Here is a 16,771-nt window from a genome sequence, read left to right as displayed (position 1 = left end):
GTTAAATTACTTTGCTCCTTCAAGCGCTTTTGCTGCCAGTGTGTAGTACTCTCCAACGTGGATCGACACACCGGAGATTGCATCTGTTTTGCCTTCGGCATCCAGAGCAGGAGCAGTGCCTTTGTTCTCTACGAAGTAAGCTTCTGCTTTGGCGATCTCTTCGTGCCACTCCGCTTGAGCGCCGCCTTTTTTCATGCCGTACTTGCCATCAATGGAGAATTGTTTCTTGTCATCACCGGCAGCATTTACACCGCTGAAGTTAGCAGCGACAACGTTCCCGTCTGCAACAGTCAGGGCTACAGTGGATTTCCAACCGGACTGAGGGTCCATTTCGCCCTCTGCAGTGTAACCGCCGTCTTTGTAAGGGCCCGCTTCGGAAGGTCCGGCAGCCAGGGCAGCTTTAGCGGCTTCAACCAATTCACCAACGTGAATGGATACACCGGAGATTGCATCTGTTTTGCCTTCAGCGTCAAGGGTAATTGCCGCAGGGTCTTGTTTGTCGATCAAAAATGCTTCAGCTTGTGCAGCTTGCTCGTGCCATTCCGATTGAGCGCCGCCTTTTTTCATACCGTACTTGCCGTCTTCAGAAACTTTCTTCTTCAGATCACCAGCAGTTTTTACATTGAAAGCATTCCAGTCAGCTTTAGTGATTTTTCCACCTTCAACAGTCAGAATAGCGTAGGATTCCCAGCCGGTTTTTTCATCAGCAGGTGCAGTTCCGTAGTAGACGCCGTCTTGATACTTGGCAGTTTCAGCTCCGGCATTTCCGGAATTTGCGGCAGGTGCAGTTGTTTCAGCGGGGGTGTTAGTTGCAGTCGCGGCGTTGTTACTGTTGTTGCTGCCACAGCCCGCAAGCAAACCAAGAATCAGGGCACTCGACAAGATTACAGAAGCTTTTTTCATTTGGTATGACCTCCAAGAAAATAGTTTAAAATATATATATTAAAATGTAAAACATTTTAACGACTTTGGAAGTGATAAAAATCACTTTATAAATGACATTTGTCACTTTAATTTTGGGGTAACTCCCCTGAATGTAACTTTTACATGACATATATCGGTTATGTATAATGAAAAATTTAATGAACTTGTTTCATCTTCGATGGCATTCTAGCACAGAAGCGATACTTAATTATGTGAAAATAATCACTTAAATTTTTAAAAATTAATTTATATATGTAGTATATCAAATTTTAGAAAATATTGAAAGCTATTTTAAAGATTATTATGTGACAAAAGACGACCTCTTTCACCAGGGGGGAAGAGTCAAGGTAGGATTCATGCTGTTAAACGAGGGGTAATAAGGCCTGTGAAGACATGTCCTATATACGTACTTTAATCCAAAAATGAGGAGATGAGCATGCTATGGACAGCAATGTATTTAAAGGGAAATGGAAGCAGCTTAGAGGCGAGGCCAAGAAGCAGTGGGGCAAGCTTACTGATGATGATCTTAATGTCATCGACGGTGAGAAGGATAAGCTGGTAGGCAAGATTCAGGAACGTTATGGACACACGAAGGACGCTGCTGAAGAAGAGTATAGAACCTGGGGACGTTCGTTCCGGGATTGATAGGCAACAATAGTATAGCAGAAGAGCGCAAATCGCATCTGGTTTGCGCTCTTCTGCTGCCGCTGAGAAGGGCTGCTTAGTTAGATGCCGGAGATTGTAGAAATAGCGCCTGTTATTCAATGAATCAGGTGGATTAATATGCTAGTATTACTGGTAGTTTCTAATATTAGGCCAGGAGTGAGGCTATGGAATATTTAAAAATATTTTTCGTGAACACAGCTGTGTTGATCACCGTTGCCTATCTGGCCAATTTATTATACAAGCATCTAATCACGTATGCATCGAAACGCGTAAAGCAGATAAGCTGGGTATTGCTGGCGATTTTCGCCGGATGGATCAGCTCTTTTTTTGGATATAGACTGGATGATCATGTCATCTTTGATTTGAGGTTCGTGCCCATCATTATCACGACAATCGCTTTTCCGCAGCCCTTTCCCCTCATATTGATCGGATTTGGAACGGGTCTGACCCGGCTGACCTTCGGATGGAACGAAGCTGCGCTGGCAGGAATGCTTAATCTATCGATTCTTGGTTTCCTCAGCGCCGGGCTCAGCTGCTGGATTACCCGTTCAAATGCTTCCATAATGAAAAAAGGCCTTATCGTCATTCTGGCAGTGAATGTCATGAACGCATTGAATATCACCATATTTGGTATAATCCCTGCCAGAGAATACATAACTGAAATTATGCCGATCACATTTCCTTCTGGATTGCTTCTCAGTATTTTATTTGCCCTGATCATCTGGGACTTCCAATTGGAGCTTTCCCGTAATGAGCAGATACGGCGTGCCAACGAGCTATTGTCCGCGCAAACAGAGGAACTGCATAAGAATGAAATCGTGCTGGAGGAAAGAGCGAAGCAATTGATGCTGGCCTCGCAATACAAGTCGGAGTTTCTGGCCAATATGTCACATGAACTGAGGACCCCTCTGAATAGCATAATCAATCTCTCGCAATTAATAGAAGAAAATGATAATTCCACTACCAGGGAAGAGATTGCTGAGTACGGCGGCATTATCCATCGTTCTGGCGAAGAACTGATGATGCTTATCAATGATATCCTTGACTTGTCCAAGGTGGAGGCAGGCCGGCTTGATATAATCAAGGAACAGGTGAATGTAAGCGAGATTCCAGAGCTATTGTCTCTTCAGTTCAGTGTGATCGCGAAGCAAAAGGAACTGGAATTTGTGGTCAGTGTAAGTGAAAATCTCGCGCCGACCATCATCTCAGATCCACAGCGGTTGCAGCAAATCTTGCGGAATCTGCTCTCCAATGCGTTTAAATTTACACAGATGGGCAGCGTAATGCTGAGCATCCGAGCGGAACAGCGCTGGGAAGACGGGCAGGATCTGAACTGGATGGTATTTGAGGTCAGGGACAGTGGCATCGGGATTGCCGAAGAGAAGCGAATGATCATTTTCGAAGCCTTCCGGCAGGCGGACGGGACGATCAGCCGAAAATACGGCGGAACAGGGCTAGGGTTGTCCATTAGTCATGATCTTGCCAGACTGCTAGGCGGCTTCATCACTGTTCAGAGCGAGGAGGGGAAGGGCAGTATCTTTTCACTGTATCTGCCTATTTAGGACAAGAGGAATTTCGGGAACGGGGCTCCAATTTTATTTGTGATTTCGCCATATTGACAGGAGATTGATGCGGAGTAGAATGAAGCCAAAGCCGCATCAAAGGAGTGTTATCGTCCCCATGAGCATCATGAGAAACAGGCAACCGGTTCATCGTCCCAAGCGTATTCGCAAAGCCTCTGTTCAGCGCAAGAATTTGCAGATAGCCACATTTGAGGGGATTCCTGCGACGATCTTCCAGGTCCTGCTTCAAGGGCAGTTTCTTACGGGCTTTCTGTTATATTTAGGAGCTACCTCCAGTCAGATCGGTTTTGTACTGGCGCTGACAACGCTGGTCAATATCGGCCAGATCGGTGTTGCGTTCCTGATCCAGAAGCTGCCCAGCCGCAAGTGGGCTATGGTCACTTTTGTTGCCCTTCACCGGATACTGTGGAGTTCTACCGGCCTGGTGCCGTTTATCTTCCCAAAAGAATACTGGGTAATAGCTTTTATAGCGTTATATACAACCGCTTTCATTGCAAATACAGCAGGCTCCGTGTTATGGAGCTCTGTTATCAGTGATCTGGTTCCGCCGAAGGTGCGCGGCCGTTATTTCGGAATCCGTAATACTTTTCTAAACGCTTTGGGCAGTCTGGTGATGTACGGCGGCGGCATCGTTCTGGACCGTTATCCCGGCGGCCATGGTTTTCTCATTTTGTACATTGTGGTATGGATTTTCTCAACGGCTAACATTATTGTCTATCTCTTCTACCCGGATGTGCCGTTCGAGAAATCTGAAGAAAACAAGTTTCTGCCGATGCTCAAAAAACCGCTTCACGACACACTGTTCATGAAGTCTACATTGTTTCTTGCTGGCTGGCTTTTGCTGCAAAACCTTGTTGTTCCACTGTATTCTTATGTGATGCTGCAACTGCTGAATATTAATTATCAAACCATGTCGTTGCTCAATGTATCACAGACGGTGTTCATGATGGCCAGCTTCTATGTCTGGGGAAACTTGAATGCGAAATATAGCAACAAACGCTTGTTGCTTTGGACGCTTCCCATTATTGCTGTTTCCTCGCTGATCTGGGGTCTGCTCTCGGTGCTGCCGATGCTGGTGGTGCTGTTCGCCGCCCATATTGTCTTCGGGGTGGGAGTTGGTGGCTTCAATCAGCTGGCCTTCAACTTTATTATTGGCGATACACCTAAAAAAGAGCGGCCGATGTATATGGCTGTGTATGCAGCGCTTACAGGGATTTCCTCGTTTTTTGGTCCGCTGATTGGCGGTAAGATCTATGAATGGATTGAGGACTGGCCGCACTGGATTCAGGTATTCGGCACGCAGTTAGTTGTCGGATTACTCATGATCGTGCTGGCTGCAACTCTCGGGCGGAAAATTCTTAAAGATGCGTAAAGGTGATATGATTTATGATGATTTTTTTGAAAAAGGAGGCTCTGCGATGTCACGAGTAGCAATGGTGCTGGGAGCCACCGGTTTGGTAGGAAAGGCAGTGACCCAGGAGCTATTGCGCCGGGGAGCCTGGGATGAGATCAGGGTGCTGGTGAGGCGTCCCATCGGGATCAAGCATCCTTTACTCAAGCAGACCATAGTGGACTGGGAGCAGCTGTCCCGTTACAGAGAGCAGTTCAGGGGAGTGCAGGTCATGTTCTGCTGTCTTGGAACGACAATCAAAACCGCAGGCTCACAAAGCAGCTTCGAACGGGTCGATCTTGGGTATCCATTGGAGGCTGCTGCTATAGCAAAGGAAGAGGGAGTGAGGCAGCTGCTGGCCGTCTCCTCGATAGGGGCCGACGCGAAGTCCCGCAATTTCTACAGCCGAACCAAGGGACGTGCTGAAGAGGGACTAATCGCGGCCGGCTTCCATGGTCTGCACCTGTTCCGCCCTTCCCTGTTGCTGGGACAGCGTAAGGAATTCAGGCTTGGGGAGCGGGTGGTAGCTCGCCTAATGACGGCGCTGGATTTTGCCATGGTTGGTAAAGCAGCCAAATACAGGGCTATCCCGGGAGAGACGGTAGCCCGGGCTATGGTGAATATTTCGCTGGCTGGTACCGCTGGTGTACATATCTATCCTAATGATGTGATACATGTAATCGGCAAGAGCTAAAGGCAGGCGGCTTCACGTCTTACGCAGATTGATGTTTGCATTAGATAGAGATCAGGACGTACAATGGGACCATAAATAATCCATGGATATGGGAGGAACACAATTATGAGTAAGAAGCAAGTAGCAACATCCAAAGCGCCTGGTGCAATCGGGCCTTACAGCCAAGCTATCGCTACTGGGAGCTGGGTACACACTTCCGGTCAACTCGGTTTGAATCCAGAGACGGGAGAACTGGCGGAAGGCGTACAGGAACAAACCCGTCAAGCGCTGAACAACGTCAAGGCTATTCTGGAAGAGGCAGGCGCTTCACTGGATCATGTAATTAAGACTACAGTGTTCCTTAAGGATATGAATGATTTTGTAGCGGTGAACGAAGTGTACAGCACGTTCTTCACAGAGCCTTACCCGGCACGCAGCGCGATTGAAGTAGCACGACTGCCGAAAGATGGACTGGTTGAGATCGAAGCGATTGCCCGCAAGAAATAATTCAAATGAAAACTTAAGCAGCGCAGGACAAGCTATTCTGCACTGCTCGTAGCTGACATGAAACGCAATAGGTAGATATAAAAGTCAGGGAGTCGCGGCAGGAATGCTGCGACTCCTTTTTGCTGTTACTCGGCAGTTGCTTGAATAAACGGCAGGCTTCAGTCTTCAAAAAGGATTCGTTGAGGTGATACAAACTATTCTGTTCCCTGCAAGGATATCCCACAGTTTAGGCTGAGTTGATAGGGAATCCTATTGCTCCCAGGTGCGGCTGTGCTTTTTGTCAATAAGAGTAATCGAAAATCCGCTTAGCTCTCCGCTTTCCATGCCAGGATTCCCTGTAACAGGCAGCTTGAATTCGGCATTGTATCTAGTACGGTCATGGGGCAGTAGTTCAAGGGTAGGAAGATGGATAATGGCCCCGGCTAATGGATGACCCTCGTGCTTGGGCGGTTGAAGGACTGCCCTTGCGGCGACTTGGCTGGCACTGTAATTGCGCACAGGCAACTGACATTGGCCGTTGTAAGTTTCTCCCTCAAGTTTGAATGAGCATCTTATTTCCTCGGGCTTTAATTCGAGTGCGTACACACCTGAAGCGAACATGCGTTGATAGCTGCTGACCAGCCAATCAGGCACATTTGTTAGCAATATCATGAAGACTATGAACAGGAGCAGCCGATGACGTGACAGAGACATGTTAAAAAAGGCGATTGAAGTTAAAAGCAAAATCAGTGATAGTACACCGGAGTATTGCAGGCCAGTCCGGGTCTCTGGTTTGCTGTATAGTGGAATCCCGAAGGTATTCAGCAGGATATTCATCCAGGAATCCGTTCCGGGATAGCGGATGCTAAGCACAATAAGTGCCACAAATAAAATCAGACCCGTCATAAATTGTCGGCGATTTAGGATTAATGGGATTCGCGAGTTGATGCATACCACCTCCTGTTAAATAATCTCAATTATAGCATACGGACGGAATTATCTCCGGTTGCAGGGGAGGTTCCGTGGAAATATGCAGAAAAAAAGCAGAAAGGTTTTTAAATCGGCGCTTTTTCGTATATGATGATGAGATGAAGTCTTTTACTTCAAGGATATCTGATCCTTTATATATTTGAATTATTTATTAGGAGATCATCAATGAATAAGCATCTGTATGCAATATGGTTAGGAGACGTTTTATTTTGCTTCTCCGGCGAGACATCTGAGCCGAAGGTGGATGCGTGGACCCGGGTGGTCAAGCGTCTGGAGCTGCAGGGAGGACTGCGTCCTTTTGCGAGCGCAGCGCTGCGCTTGGCGGAAGTGAAATATCCAGTCTTGCCTGTGGAAGGGAAGCCGGCCCGCCGCGCGTTGCCGGGTCGTACCTTTGAGGGGCTGGCCTTGGCGCCCAAAGATGCTTTTGAATTGCTGCTCGCGTGGGACGCGGAGCAATGTCTAAGCCAGGGTGTGGAGCCAGGAGGCGAGCTGCGCTACTGGGCAGCCGCGGCCCGGTTCGCCCTGGAGCTGATGGGCACGGGCGGGTTCGTTCCCGGCGCCCAGCCGCTGCGTCCGGTAGGCTCACGCCGCCGGGGCGGCGAACAGGCAGCTGCGGCCTGCTGGTCGCCTATTTTTCGCAAACCGGAGGACAGGGAGTACTTTCTTCAGCTGGCAGCCTCAATGCCGGTATTGGCACTAGGAACGCACACAGCTGAAGCCAGCGAGGTCACGTCCCGCGAAGATGCGGGGGCGTATGTGCTGTATTCTTTCTTGCAGGCGATCATGACAGCCGAGATCAAGCGGGTTATCGCCGGGATGGAAGGGGAGCTGTCCCCCTTCAAGGCTAATTATCGGCGCGGCACCTCGCCACTGACGGAGCTGTGGTGGGACAGTCTACTGACCGGCAGCCGTGATATTCCGGTACAGGGCACCCAGGCCGAGGTTGATGAATTGCTGGCCGGTGTGAATGAAACCGCGGGCAGCGGAGTTCCGCATACCGCGGCGGAAGAGGAGCAGAGCGGGCAGCTTGGGCTGGGTCTGCGTCTGGAGCCACCGGTAGAAGACGCAGAAGTCTGGCGATTGTCTTTTTGGGCAGAGAATCGGGAAGAAGGAGAGTTCTGGCTTCCAGCTCAAGCCATCTGGAGCAGTAGAGAACAGGAATTTACGCTGTGGGGCAGGCGCTACCGCAACATCCAGCAGCAGTTTCTGACGGCGCTCGGAAGTGCGGGCAAGATATCGCCTGACATCCAGGCCGGGCTTAAGTCTCCCGCCCCTGAAGGCGTAGATTTGGAGCCGCATCGACTGCATTTCTTCCTGAAGGAGACCGTGCAGCAGCTGACCGCCCGGGGAATAACGGTGCAGATGCCTTCGCGCTGGAGCCGTGAGGGGCGCCGGCGTGTCGGGATGAAGATGAAGATGCAGCCTCCTGGAGGATTAGACGGTCCACCAGCAGTTGCCCTCGGTATGGAGGAGCTGATCTCCTTCCGCATTGAGGCTTCGCTAGGCGATACCTCTATCACTGAAGAGGAATTGCAGGCACTGGTAGAGGCAGGGGTTCCTTTTGTCCGTTTTCGGGGTGAGTGGGTCGAGGTAGATCCGAAGGAGATTCGCCAGGTTCTCAGATATATGAAGCGTCATGAGAGCGGTGAGATGACTGCTGCGGACTGGATGAGGCTGGAAGCGGAGGATGGCGAAGATCGGCTCTGGAAAGGCATGTCCGTTACGGGTATGGAAACTTCCGGTCTGCTGGCTTCGATCATGCATGGCGATGTGCTTAGGGGTGAGAACCATCCCGTCCCGCATGTCCTTCAGGGTACGCTACGGCCTTATCAGGAGCGGGGCTATCAGTGGCTGGCTGCCTTGGGCAATCTCGGTTTCGGGGTCTGTCTGGCTGACGATATGGGTCTTGGGAAGACGGTGCAGGTGATTACCTGCCTACTGGATCGCGCACTTACAGCTCCTGAAGGGGAAAAGAAGGGGCCGGTGCTGATTCTGTGCCCGACCTCGCTCCTCGGCAACTGGCAGCGTGAGCTGCAGCGGTTTGCACCTTCGCTATCGCTGCACATCCATCACGGTAGTCGCCGGGTCCGCGGTGAGGGCTTTCTGGATCTGGCGGACAGCCACGACATTGTGCTGACGACGTATCATCTGGCAGGCCGGGATAGTGAGGATCTTGCAGGCGTGCAGTGGTCGACGGTTGTGCTTGATGAGGCGCAATATATCAAGAACCACCGCACCAAGCAGGCGCAGAGCGTGATGAAGCTCTCCGCACCGCATCGGATCGCGATGACGGGGACGCCAGTAGAGAACAGGCTCGGCGAGCTGTGGTCTATTTTCCACTTTTTAAATCCCGGCTATCTCGGCACCTATCATTCCTTCCGCCAGCGTTATGTATCCGGAGAAGGTGGAGAACGGCTGCGCGAGCTGCATCGTTTGGTATCGCCTTTTCTACTAAGACGGCTTAAGAGCGACCCGGACATTTCCAAAGATCTTCCGGAGAAGCTGGAGCTCAAATCGTATTGTCCGCTTACGGATACCCAGGCAGCGCTCTATCAAGGGGTTGTGGATGAAATGCTTGGGGTGATCGGCGAACGCTCCGGTATGGCCCGGCGTGGTCTCGTGCTGTCCTCCCTTACGAAGCTGAAGCAGATTTGCAATCATCCTCAGCTGTTCCGACGGGATGAAGGCCGGGGTCTGCGAAGTGAGCAATCCGGCAAAATGGAGGTCATGTTCGAGGTGCTGGACAGTATTGCCGAGCTCGGCGAGTCAGCGCTGATCTTTACTCAGTATGTTGCGATGGGCGAACTGCTTGTCAGCAGGCTGTCACGTCGATACGGAAGGGCGCCGCTGTTCCTGCATGGCGGGATTTCGAAGCGCGAGCGTGACGAGATGGTGCACGATTTCCAGAATGGAGATCAGCCGACATTCTTCGTGCTTTCCTTGAAGGCCGGCGGGGTTGGACTCAACCTGACGCGGGCCAATCATGTGGTGCATTATGATCGCTGGTGGAATCCGGCCGTGGAGAACCAGGCAACAGACCGGGCCTTCCGCATTGGGCAGCACAAAAATGTGCAGGTTCACAAGCTAATCTGCCAAGGGACGCTTGAAGAACGGATTGACGAACTGATTGAACGCAAAAAAAGCCTTTCCGAGCAGGTGGTTGGTTCTGGCGAAACATGGCTGACCGAGATGTCCAATCATGAATTGAAGGAGCTTATTGAGCTGCAGGGTCAGGACTGGATGTAGAACGGGAAGGGGAACAGGAGGGATCACATGAGTGAGTTATCAGAGCCGAAGCTGAAGCTGGAAGTCTCCCCCGGCAAAATAAATGCAATATGGGACGCTGATGACAGGGTCAGTCTGGAGGTTCCACTCTGGCCGGCGGATGCCAAAAGTGGCATCATACACATGCTGGCAGAGCAGGCCGGTGAAGTGTATGGGCTGCTTCAGGGGCGTATAGCCGATGCGATTCTTGAAACCTATCTTTTGCCGTCTGCGGCTGAATTGGAGGGAGGGAGTTACAGCCTCCTTCATGAAGGCAAGAAGGCAGAATTGCTTAAGCTGCTGAGGAACCAGTTGGCTCATGATCCATGGCTGGCTTTTGCACTGCGGGGGATGACCCAGGTGGAGCTGCTGAACGGAGTATTCGCGCTTTGGGCAGAGGAGAAGGGGCAGGAAGCTGTCGAGGACGAACCGGCAAAGTCTAGTGATCTGGCATCCGAGCTGGCCCGGCTCGAGCGGAAAGGACCGCCGAGCACCTCTGGAGAGTGGCTGGCCGAGGCAGCGGCCGAGGGCTCCCTGCATCAGCCAGGTACGTTATTCCATGAAATCGCAGAACGTGCTCTCCCCTCCGCACCGGTGACTGCGGACACGAAGGAAGAGTGGGAACGGCTTCTGCCCCAGACTCCGAAAGCCCGCGAGGGACTGCATCTGGTCATGCAGCGGGTGTCCGAAGCTGCTGTTAAGCGGGCGCAGAACATTCGCAAGGCTTGATATCGAGTTGTGAAATGGATAGTAGGGGATATTGAGCGATGGATAAGGTGCAGGTAATAAGCAGGTAATAAGCAGGAAGTGGAAAGTAAGCAGTGAGTGATAAGTAGAGAGAAGTAAGTGGTAAACAGTGAGAAGTACGTGCTAAGTAGTGCAGTGGCGATAAGTAGTGACAAGTAGCGATGGATTATTAGTGATAACTGGTAAGAAGTAAGCAATGAGTCTAAACCAAAAGAACCCTCACCCCGCTACTTAAGCTCGGGCATGAAGGTTCTTTTTAGATAGCGCAGTAGTTGTTCAATCAATACTTGTATAAGAAGCAGTCTATTGAGTCATTGAATTGATTCCTCACCTAGGTTTGAGATTCTGTTCAACTACTCTGTGTATGTTATTCTGCTCAAACAGAACAGTTCTTAAGTATTACGCAGGGCGCTACTGCTCCCGCTGTTGTCACCTTCGGTTAGTTCCAGGATCTCTCTGCGCAGGCGTAGCATTTTCTGATCGAGTTCATCTGCGGCGCGGGCGGCTTCTTTGAGTTCGTCCGCAACATGTGCCGGAAGCTGTTTATCGAATTTATAATACAGGATGTGTTCCATGCTTGCCCAGAAATCCATAGCAAGGGTACGAAGCTGAATCTCTGCCTTCACCCAGCGTGTCCCCTCGAGCAGGATCAGCGGGATAGCGACGATAACATGCAGGCTTTGATAACCGTTCGGCTTAGGATGGGCGATATAGTCCTTGATCTCCAGAACACGCATATCCTCACGCCTACTTAAATGATCCACTAAACGGTAGATGTCTTTGACAAATGCACAAACAATTCGCATACCGGCAATATCATGAATATAGTTCTCCATATTCTCAAGGCAAAGATCGTATCCCTTACGCTCCATCTTTTGGATGATACTCTTAGGTTCCTTGATCCGGGATTTAACATGCTCTATCGGACTAAAGCCGTCCCGAACCTGCCATTCTGTTCTGATGATATCAATTTTATTCTGAAGCTCATTAAGAGCATGACGGTAAAGGGCCGGTAATGCCTTGAATTCCTCAATCTGTCTGGCAAAATCCTCATTGGCCTTCCATTGCTGAAGATCCTTTACGTGTACCTGCAACTGACTCAGCGTAAGCTGTCGGCTTTCTTGTTCGTCTTCCACTGCTTCTCTCCCGATTTCGTTATGTGTGACTGACTCTATTTTAACCGATCTATATCCCCGGAAGCAAAAAAACGAACCCCGAAGGATTCCCCTCCGGTGTCCGGTCAGCGGCTGTTCAAGGATTCTTCACAAACATTCCGGGCTAAATTACGTATTACTGTTCATACAGACGCTGCATCATGAGTATCTATTTGTTCAGGGGTGTGCCCCCGCCATAACCTTTGTCTTGATAAGCGGTGTTCTCCAGCTTAGTTAGAACATTAAGGGACTTAATCATTTCTCTGGTGTCGTTGCTGCCATGTTCGTACAAATATCGGTATAAGGCAATGGTCTGATCATCAAACTCCTCGGCGGCGTCATCGTGATCGGCGGATTTAAACGGAACAAAGGCCCGGCGGAACGTATAATCATCGTCGCTCTCCAGATTAGTTAACAGATCCTGGAGGATTGTAAGCTCCTCATCGTTCAGGTGCACTTCAAACTCATTGGACTCGTTGCGGATATTCTGAATTACGCCATGGGCTGCAGAGACAAAATAACGTTTTTTTTGGTCATTGGCCGGCATCGTGAATCCCTCCATTTTCCGTTATATTGCCCTAGGGTTCATTTTTTACTATTATACACAGAACGGTAAATAATGAATCTGTGCGGTACATTTGGTATGATAGAGGCACGTTTCATTGTGGAGAAGGAGGAGCATCGATGAACTTATTGCAGCGTATCAAGGACGGTGCCAGCCGGGTTACCGAAAAAGCACAAGGTTCTGTGGAAATCGGTAAGCTGAATAGCCAGATTTCAGATATCGAGCGTGAGATGGAAGTTGAATTTATGAAAATGGGTCGGCTTTTCTACGAAGGATATCGTTTGAGAGATATGTCAGAGGCCGAAGGGAAAATGGTGGAGCTGTCGCGCGTCTGTTCAAGACACCAGGAGAGAATTGACGTATTGCGTTCCCGCATAGCTGAGCTGAAAAACGAACGGCTGTGTGCCTGTGGCCAGGTTGTGGCCCTGGACGCCAATTTTTGCCCGCACTGCGGACGCAAGCAGGAAGAACCGGCTTTTACGTATAAGGCGCCTGCCCCGCCAGAGCCGGTTTACACCGTGCATGAGGAAGAAGATGAGCATCAATACTATGGCGCTGAGGACCTGACCGATGAGGAGCGGGAAATCGCGCTGAAGATGAGTCCGGCTGGCGTGTATCCGGAAGCAGGGCTTGCAGAGGATGAACTTCCACTCGAAGAGAAAGATGAGAGCAACCCGGATGTTGACAAGGAACGTCGTCATGCCGATGAATTGGAACGTGAACGGTTGCGGCAGCTTGAGCTGGATCGGCGCATCCGTGATTGGAAATCGGGAGAACAACAAGATCCGGCAGCGACTAGCGAGGAGCATGGTGTGCGGGATATGGTGAAATGCCAGATCTGCCGCACAGATCTTCCAAAAGGCTCCATGTGGTGCCCGCGCTGCGGTTCGGAGCAAATCTAGTTTTACAGTCAGCTTAGGGGGACATAAGAATGGAACAGTTGCTGCTGCATCTGCGCAATCTGGGCTTCACAGAGATGGAGTCCAAAATTATGGTGGAGCTGGCGACCAAAGGTCAAGCTTCGGGCTATGAAGTAGCCAAACAGCTCGGAGTATCGAGATCTAACGTATATGCTGCGTTGCAGCGCCTGACACAACAAGGATATGTGCGATGCGGGGAAGGAGAGCCTGCACGGTATAGTGTGCTGAATCCGGAGGAATTGTCGACGATGATCTCCGGACGGATTCAGACCTCCCTCGCTTATATGGAGAATGAAATGCCGCGCGGCGGACCGGTAACCCCGTCATTTTACAATGTTGAGGGAGACCGCAACGTGCTTGGCGCACTGATACATCAGCTGAATCTGGCCGAGCAGGAGATCGTGGTTGACGTATGGCGAGAGGAGGCAACACTGCTGCGCAGCGAGCTGGAACAAGCTGAACTGCGGGGAGTTAGGCTCCTGTGGGCGTTTGACGGCGACAATGCCGTTGCAGCTCCGCCAGCCTGGACGCCGCTGGGCGGAAAGCCGCCGCGCAGTGATGGCCGCAAATTCTCGTTTGTGATCGATCGGAGCTGGTGCATGCTTGGCATGCGTTACAGTGACGGGACGGCACAGGCTGTCGTCACCGAACATCCGGTGATGGTGGAGCTGCTGTTGAATCATTTTACACAAGAAATGGTACTTTTCGAGCTGGAGCAGGATATGGGCGCCGAACTGGAACAGCGGTACGGTGATCGCTATAGCAGTATCTATAGCAAATATGTAATGCACAGCGAGGATGGGCAAGAATGAGGCGGAGCCTTTCGGCCCGAAACGAAATTATTTCAGGGAGGTGAAATGTATGGAATGCATCGTTCATTTTGAAGTTGTGCATCCGGAAGGTCCAAAGCCACTACGCGGACTGTTGTTTTTGGATGAAGGCGCCACTCCGGGTGAGGCTGAGCTGATTGGCATGTTCAAGGACATGAAATTCGAGGTGCGGCTGGAGGACCGGGAGAAGCTGATTTTCAAACCGGTGAATGCAGGGGCTAACTATTCTGAGATCCGGATTACCGGATATGACACGGGTAATGCCAAGGATCAGCATAAGGAAGACCATGATTTGAAATCCATTGTAGGCAACCTTTTGCCTCAGAAGCCGACCGGGCTGTAGTCTTTGAGGAAGTAAGGGTCCATTTTGTGGGAGAAGGAGGAGTACATATGGAGTTGTTGAGGCGAAAAGTAATCGATGAAGGCATCGTTCTCGGCCAAGGTGTGCTCAAGGTAGATTCTTTCTTGAATCACCAGATGGACCCGGTTCTGATGCGGGAGATCGGGCGCGAGTTTACCCGCCGCTTTAACGGGGAAGAGATCACGAAAGTGCTGACCATCGAGTCCTCTGGCATTGCGCCAGGCATCATGACGGCTTTGGAGCTGGATGTGCCGCTGATTTTTGCCCGCAAGCAGAAGTCATTGACACTGACAGAGGATATCTATGTGGAGAAGGTATACTCTTTTACGAAAAAAGAGACCAATGAAATCACCGTCTCCAAGAAATTCATCGCTCCAGGAGAGCGGGTGCTGATCGTCGATGATTTCCTGGCGAACGGCGAAGCCGCCTTCGGGCTTGCGAGGATTGTGGAACAGGCCGGAGGCAGCGTGGCCGGGATTGGTATTGTAATAGAAAAATCCTTCCAGCCGGGCCACCGGCTGCTGCAGGAAGCGGGCTATCGTGTGGAATCGCTCGTGCGAATCGCTTCGCTGACGGAAGGACAAATTGCATTTGTGGAAGACGATGAGGTGCTGCCGGGTTAGACGGCAGCACCCCGGAGTAACAAGCCGGAAACCCGGGCAGCTGCCCATGGTTTCCGGCTTGTTTCGCTGCGGCTACTCTGCGCCGCAGCAGAAGAAAGGCCAGCACGCGTGGTTCTACGCGTGCTGGCCTTATTGTCGTGCCGTGCTATCCGGCACGACGGGGATCCCCTGCCTAGCCGCTGGCTTGGCAGGATCTCTGCGCCGCGGCTGTGCCCTGCGGCGACAGCACGCGCAGCGCGCCAGGCACGCAGCGCACGGCGAGCGGCGCGAGGCCAAGGCTCTCGCCGTCACCGATGGCCTGCCGGGGCTGCTCGAAGGTCACAGCTACGCTGCGTCCTCGCAGCATGGTGACGAAGGGCAGAGACACGTGTCTGCCCTTCAGCACCGTAGGGAACAGCCGCAGGAGCTGCCCGCGGCTGCACCCGTGCACAACGCAGACGTCGAGCTGGCCGTCCCCGGCCTCCGCCTGCGGGCAGATCTGTAGCCCGCCGCCATAGCCCGGCAGGTTGCAGACCGAGACGAGCCAGGCCGTCTCGAAGGAATGCTCCTTGCCATCGCAGGCTACGTTGACCCGGCAAGGCTTGAAGGTCAGCAGCGTATGCAGGATGCCGATAATATACGCCACCTGTCCAGCACCGATGGCGTTGCAAAAACGCTTGTAGCGGCTGGTATTCACATTAACCGCTACTTGGGCGTCAAAGCCGCTAGCGACAGCGGTCAAGGTGAATCCGTCCCTGCCGGAGAGCAGGTCGCTGTCCAGCCAGCGTCCACCGGTGGCTGTCGCCAGTGCCGTCTCCGGATCCAGAGGGATGCCGAACCCGCGGGCCGTATCATTGCCGGAGCCAGCCGGAATTACGGCAAGTCGGATTCCGGTCTGATGAAGAGCGCTGAGCACGCTGTGAATCGTGCCATCGCCCCCGACAACGACCGCCGCCTCCCAATGCTCCCGCCGGGCCAAGGCCTCCAGCACGGCACGTTCTGCGCTTGCAGCATCCTTAGTGAACAGGGTCTCGTAAGAAATGAGCCGCTGCTTCAGCAGCTTCTCTACGATCCGCCATGTTCGCTGCCCTGTGCCTCCCCCGGAACGCGGATTTATGATAAATAAGTACATTTCTTTTCCCCCAGCTTCAAAGATCCAGTGTAATCTATTCTCCATTGTAAGGAGTGGAGGAGTGAAAGGGAATCTTTTTTACGCAAGAGGATAAAGATTAAATGTGGCGTAGCTGTTGTTCCGCGAAAGTTCCCGCCCAGGGCAGCCGATACCAGCGACCACCCAGCGCGTGGTAAACCATCAGGAGCCAGATCGCCAGGCCGCAAAGGGAGAGAATGGCGGCAATGAGCGGACCAATAAGCGGCAGCAGGCCGCTAAGTACATGTCCGACCATCAGCGCGCCGAAGGCGATTAGCGATTGCAAGGCATGGAAAAGCACAAAGCGGCTTTTTTTCTCCAGAGCCAGAAAGACGATGCCGCCTGCAAAAGGAAAGAAATAGCATAGCGCACCCGCGATATTGTCGGGCAGGCCTGTAGATGATCTGAAAGGGGACAAAGGGATCACACTCCTTCTCCCCATCATTCTATGAGGGCTGTGGACAAA

17 protein-coding genes are annotated in these 16,771 nt (G+C 51.6%); 11 read left to right on the top strand and 6 right to left on the bottom strand.

Annotated features, from left to right (window positions below):
- Positions 1 to 6 precede the first annotated feature (6 nt).
- Entirely contained in the window at positions 7 to 903 is an 897-nt protein-coding gene (locus HPT30_RS15495; protein ID WP_175372245.1) for an FMN-binding protein, read from the bottom strand.
- Between the two features lie 462 nt (positions 904 to 1,365).
- On the opposite strand from HPT30_RS15495, the gene HPT30_RS15490 reads away from it, so the two are divergent.
- From HPT30_RS15490 to HPT30_RS15470, 5 genes are all read left to right on the top strand, one after another.
- A complete protein-coding gene (locus HPT30_RS15490) occupies positions 1,366 to 1,569 on the top strand; it encodes a CsbD family protein (protein ID WP_066374682.1) in 204 nt (67 codons plus the stop codon).
- 185 nt (positions 1,570 to 1,754) lie between these two features.
- Entirely contained in the window at positions 1,755 to 3,152 is a 1,398-nt protein-coding gene (locus HPT30_RS15485; RefSeq protein ID WP_175372244.1) for an ATP-binding protein, read from the top strand.
- A gap of 118 nt (positions 3,153 to 3,270) precedes the next feature.
- Complete coding sequence (locus HPT30_RS15480) at positions 3,271 to 4,545, top strand: MFS transporter (protein WP_175372243.1); 1,275 nt, start codon at positions 3,271 to 3,273, stop codon at positions 4,543 to 4,545.
- A gap of 46 nt (positions 4,546 to 4,591) precedes the next feature.
- A complete protein-coding gene (locus HPT30_RS15475; protein WP_175372242.1) occupies positions 4,592 to 5,257 on the top strand; it encodes an NAD(P)H-binding protein in 666 nt (221 codons plus the stop codon).
- A 105-nt stretch (positions 5,258 to 5,362) separates the two neighbouring features.
- Positions 5,363 to 5,743, top strand: coding sequence for a RidA family protein (locus HPT30_RS15470; RefSeq protein WP_175372241.1), 381 nt, complete (start codon positions 5,363 to 5,365; stop codon positions 5,741 to 5,743).
- Positions 5,744 to 5,992: 249 nt separating this feature from the next.
- On the opposite strand, the gene HPT30_RS15465 is transcribed toward HPT30_RS15470, so the two are convergent.
- Positions 5,993 to 6,628, bottom strand: coding sequence for a hypothetical protein (locus HPT30_RS15465; protein ID WP_175372240.1), 636 nt, complete (start codon positions 6,626 to 6,628; stop codon positions 5,993 to 5,995).
- A gap of 249 nt (positions 6,629 to 6,877) precedes the next feature.
- Between HPT30_RS15465 and HPT30_RS15460 the strand changes: the two genes are divergently transcribed.
- Both HPT30_RS15460 and HPT30_RS15455 read left to right on the top strand, forming a co-directional pair.
- A complete protein-coding gene (locus tag HPT30_RS15460) occupies positions 6,878 to 9,958 on the top strand; it encodes a DEAD/DEAH box helicase (protein ID WP_175372239.1) in 3,081 nt (1,026 codons plus the stop codon).
- Between the two features lie 27 nt (positions 9,959 to 9,985).
- Positions 9,986 to 10,705 carry a hypothetical protein gene (locus tag HPT30_RS15455; protein ID WP_175372238.1) on the top strand — a complete coding sequence of 240 codons (720 nt, stop codon included), beginning with the start codon at positions 9,986 to 9,988 and terminating at the stop codon, positions 10,703 to 10,705.
- Between the two features lie 410 nt (positions 10,706 to 11,115).
- Here HPT30_RS15455 and HPT30_RS15450 read toward each other — a convergent pair whose 3' ends face one another.
- Entirely contained in the window at positions 11,116 to 11,817 is a 702-nt protein-coding gene (locus HPT30_RS15450; protein ID WP_246317148.1) for a GTP pyrophosphokinase, read from the bottom strand.
- A gap of 229 nt (positions 11,818 to 12,046) precedes the next feature.
- Positions 12,047 to 12,424, bottom strand: a complete 378-nt coding sequence (locus tag HPT30_RS15445; protein ID WP_175372237.1) for a hypothetical protein — start codon at positions 12,422 to 12,424, stop codon at positions 12,047 to 12,049.
- Between the two features lie 137 nt (positions 12,425 to 12,561).
- Here HPT30_RS15445 and HPT30_RS15440 point away from each other — a divergent pair, with 137 nt between their 5' ends.
- From HPT30_RS15440 to HPT30_RS15425, 4 genes are read left to right on the top strand one after another with little or no spacing between them, the layout of a single operon-like run.
- Entirely contained in the window at positions 12,562 to 13,344 is a 783-nt protein-coding gene (locus tag HPT30_RS15440) for a zinc ribbon domain-containing protein (RefSeq protein ID WP_175372236.1), read from the top strand.
- A gap of 29 nt (positions 13,345 to 13,373) precedes the next feature.
- Positions 13,374 to 14,174 (top strand): TrmB family transcriptional regulator, encoded by an 801-nt coding sequence (locus HPT30_RS15435; protein WP_175372235.1) that lies wholly within the window; start codon positions 13,374 to 13,376, stop codon positions 14,172 to 14,174.
- A gap of 49 nt (positions 14,175 to 14,223) precedes the next feature.
- Positions 14,224 to 14,535, top strand: coding sequence for a hypothetical protein (locus HPT30_RS15430; RefSeq protein ID WP_175372234.1), 312 nt, complete (start codon positions 14,224 to 14,226; stop codon positions 14,533 to 14,535).
- A gap of 47 nt (positions 14,536 to 14,582) precedes the next feature.
- A complete protein-coding gene (locus tag HPT30_RS15425) occupies positions 14,583 to 15,176 on the top strand; it encodes a xanthine phosphoribosyltransferase (protein WP_175372233.1) in 594 nt (197 codons plus the stop codon).
- Positions 15,177 to 15,348: 172 nt separating this feature from the next.
- Here HPT30_RS15425 and HPT30_RS15420 read toward each other — a convergent pair whose 3' ends face one another.
- Together HPT30_RS15420 and HPT30_RS15415 are read right to left on the bottom strand one after the other, a co-directional pair.
- The gene (locus tag HPT30_RS15420; protein WP_246317127.1) at positions 15,349 to 16,332 is read right to left on the bottom strand and encodes a diacylglycerol/lipid kinase family protein; all 984 of its coding nucleotides are present in this window, start codon (positions 16,330 to 16,332) and stop codon (positions 15,349 to 15,351) included.
- Between the two features lie 52 nt (positions 16,333 to 16,384).
- On the bottom strand, positions 16,385 to 16,723 hold the full coding sequence (locus HPT30_RS15415; RefSeq protein ID WP_175372232.1) for a DUF4870 domain-containing protein: 339 nt from the start codon (positions 16,721 to 16,723) through the stop codon (positions 16,385 to 16,387).
- Between the last annotated feature and the right edge of the window lie 48 nt (positions 16,724 to 16,771).

This window comes from Paenibacillus agri, from assembly GCF_013359945.1.
Classification (GTDB): domain Bacteria; phylum Bacillota; class Bacilli; order Paenibacillales; family Paenibacillaceae; genus Paenibacillus_AQ; species Paenibacillus_AQ agri.
The sequence above is the reverse complement of the archived record's forward strand: the minus strand, read 5'-3'. Positions and strand labels throughout refer to the sequence as shown.

What these genes read in the sequence shown, in the direction of transcription:
- HPT30_RS15495 (WP_175372245.1), bottom strand. Translation starts at nt 903, where the DNA reads ATGAAAAAAGCTTCTGTAATCTTGTCGAGTGCCCTGATTCTTGGTTTG.
- HPT30_RS15490 (WP_066374682.1), top strand. Translation starts at nt 1,366, where the DNA reads ATGGACAGCAATGTATTTAAAGGGAAATGGAAGCAGCTTAGAGGCGAG.
- HPT30_RS15485 (WP_175372244.1), top strand. Translation starts at nt 1,755, where the DNA reads ATGGAATATTTAAAAATATTTTTCGTGAACACAGCTGTGTTGATCACC.
- HPT30_RS15480 (WP_175372243.1), top strand. Translation starts at nt 3,271, where the DNA reads ATGAGCATCATGAGAAACAGGCAACCGGTTCATCGTCCCAAGCGTATT.
- HPT30_RS15475 (WP_175372242.1), top strand. Translation starts at nt 4,592, where the DNA reads ATGTCACGAGTAGCAATGGTGCTGGGAGCCACCGGTTTGGTAGGAAAG.
- HPT30_RS15470 (WP_175372241.1), top strand. Translation starts at nt 5,363, where the DNA reads ATGAGTAAGAAGCAAGTAGCAACATCCAAAGCGCCTGGTGCAATCGGG.
- HPT30_RS15465 (WP_175372240.1), bottom strand. Translation starts at nt 6,628, where the DNA reads ATGACGGGTCTGATTTTATTTGTGGCACTTATTGTGCTTAGCATCCGC.
- HPT30_RS15460 (WP_175372239.1), top strand. Translation starts at nt 6,878, where the DNA reads ATGAATAAGCATCTGTATGCAATATGGTTAGGAGACGTTTTATTTTGC.
- HPT30_RS15455 (WP_175372238.1), top strand. Translation starts at nt 9,986, where the DNA reads ATGAGTGAGTTATCAGAGCCGAAGCTGAAGCTGGAAGTCTCCCCCGGC.
- HPT30_RS15445 (WP_175372237.1), bottom strand. Translation starts at nt 12,424, where the DNA reads ATGCCGGCCAATGACCAAAAAAAACGTTATTTTGTCTCTGCAGCCCAT.
- HPT30_RS15440 (WP_175372236.1), top strand. Translation starts at nt 12,562, where the DNA reads ATGAACTTATTGCAGCGTATCAAGGACGGTGCCAGCCGGGTTACCGAA.
- HPT30_RS15435 (WP_175372235.1), top strand. Translation starts at nt 13,374, where the DNA reads ATGGAACAGTTGCTGCTGCATCTGCGCAATCTGGGCTTCACAGAGATG.
- HPT30_RS15430 (WP_175372234.1), top strand. Translation starts at nt 14,224, where the DNA reads ATGGAATGCATCGTTCATTTTGAAGTTGTGCATCCGGAAGGTCCAAAG.
- HPT30_RS15425 (WP_175372233.1), top strand. Translation starts at nt 14,583, where the DNA reads ATGGAGTTGTTGAGGCGAAAAGTAATCGATGAAGGCATCGTTCTCGGC.
- HPT30_RS15420 (WP_246317127.1), bottom strand. Translation starts at nt 16,332, where the DNA reads ATGGAGAATAGATTACACTGGATCTTTGAAGCTGGGGGAAAAGAAATG.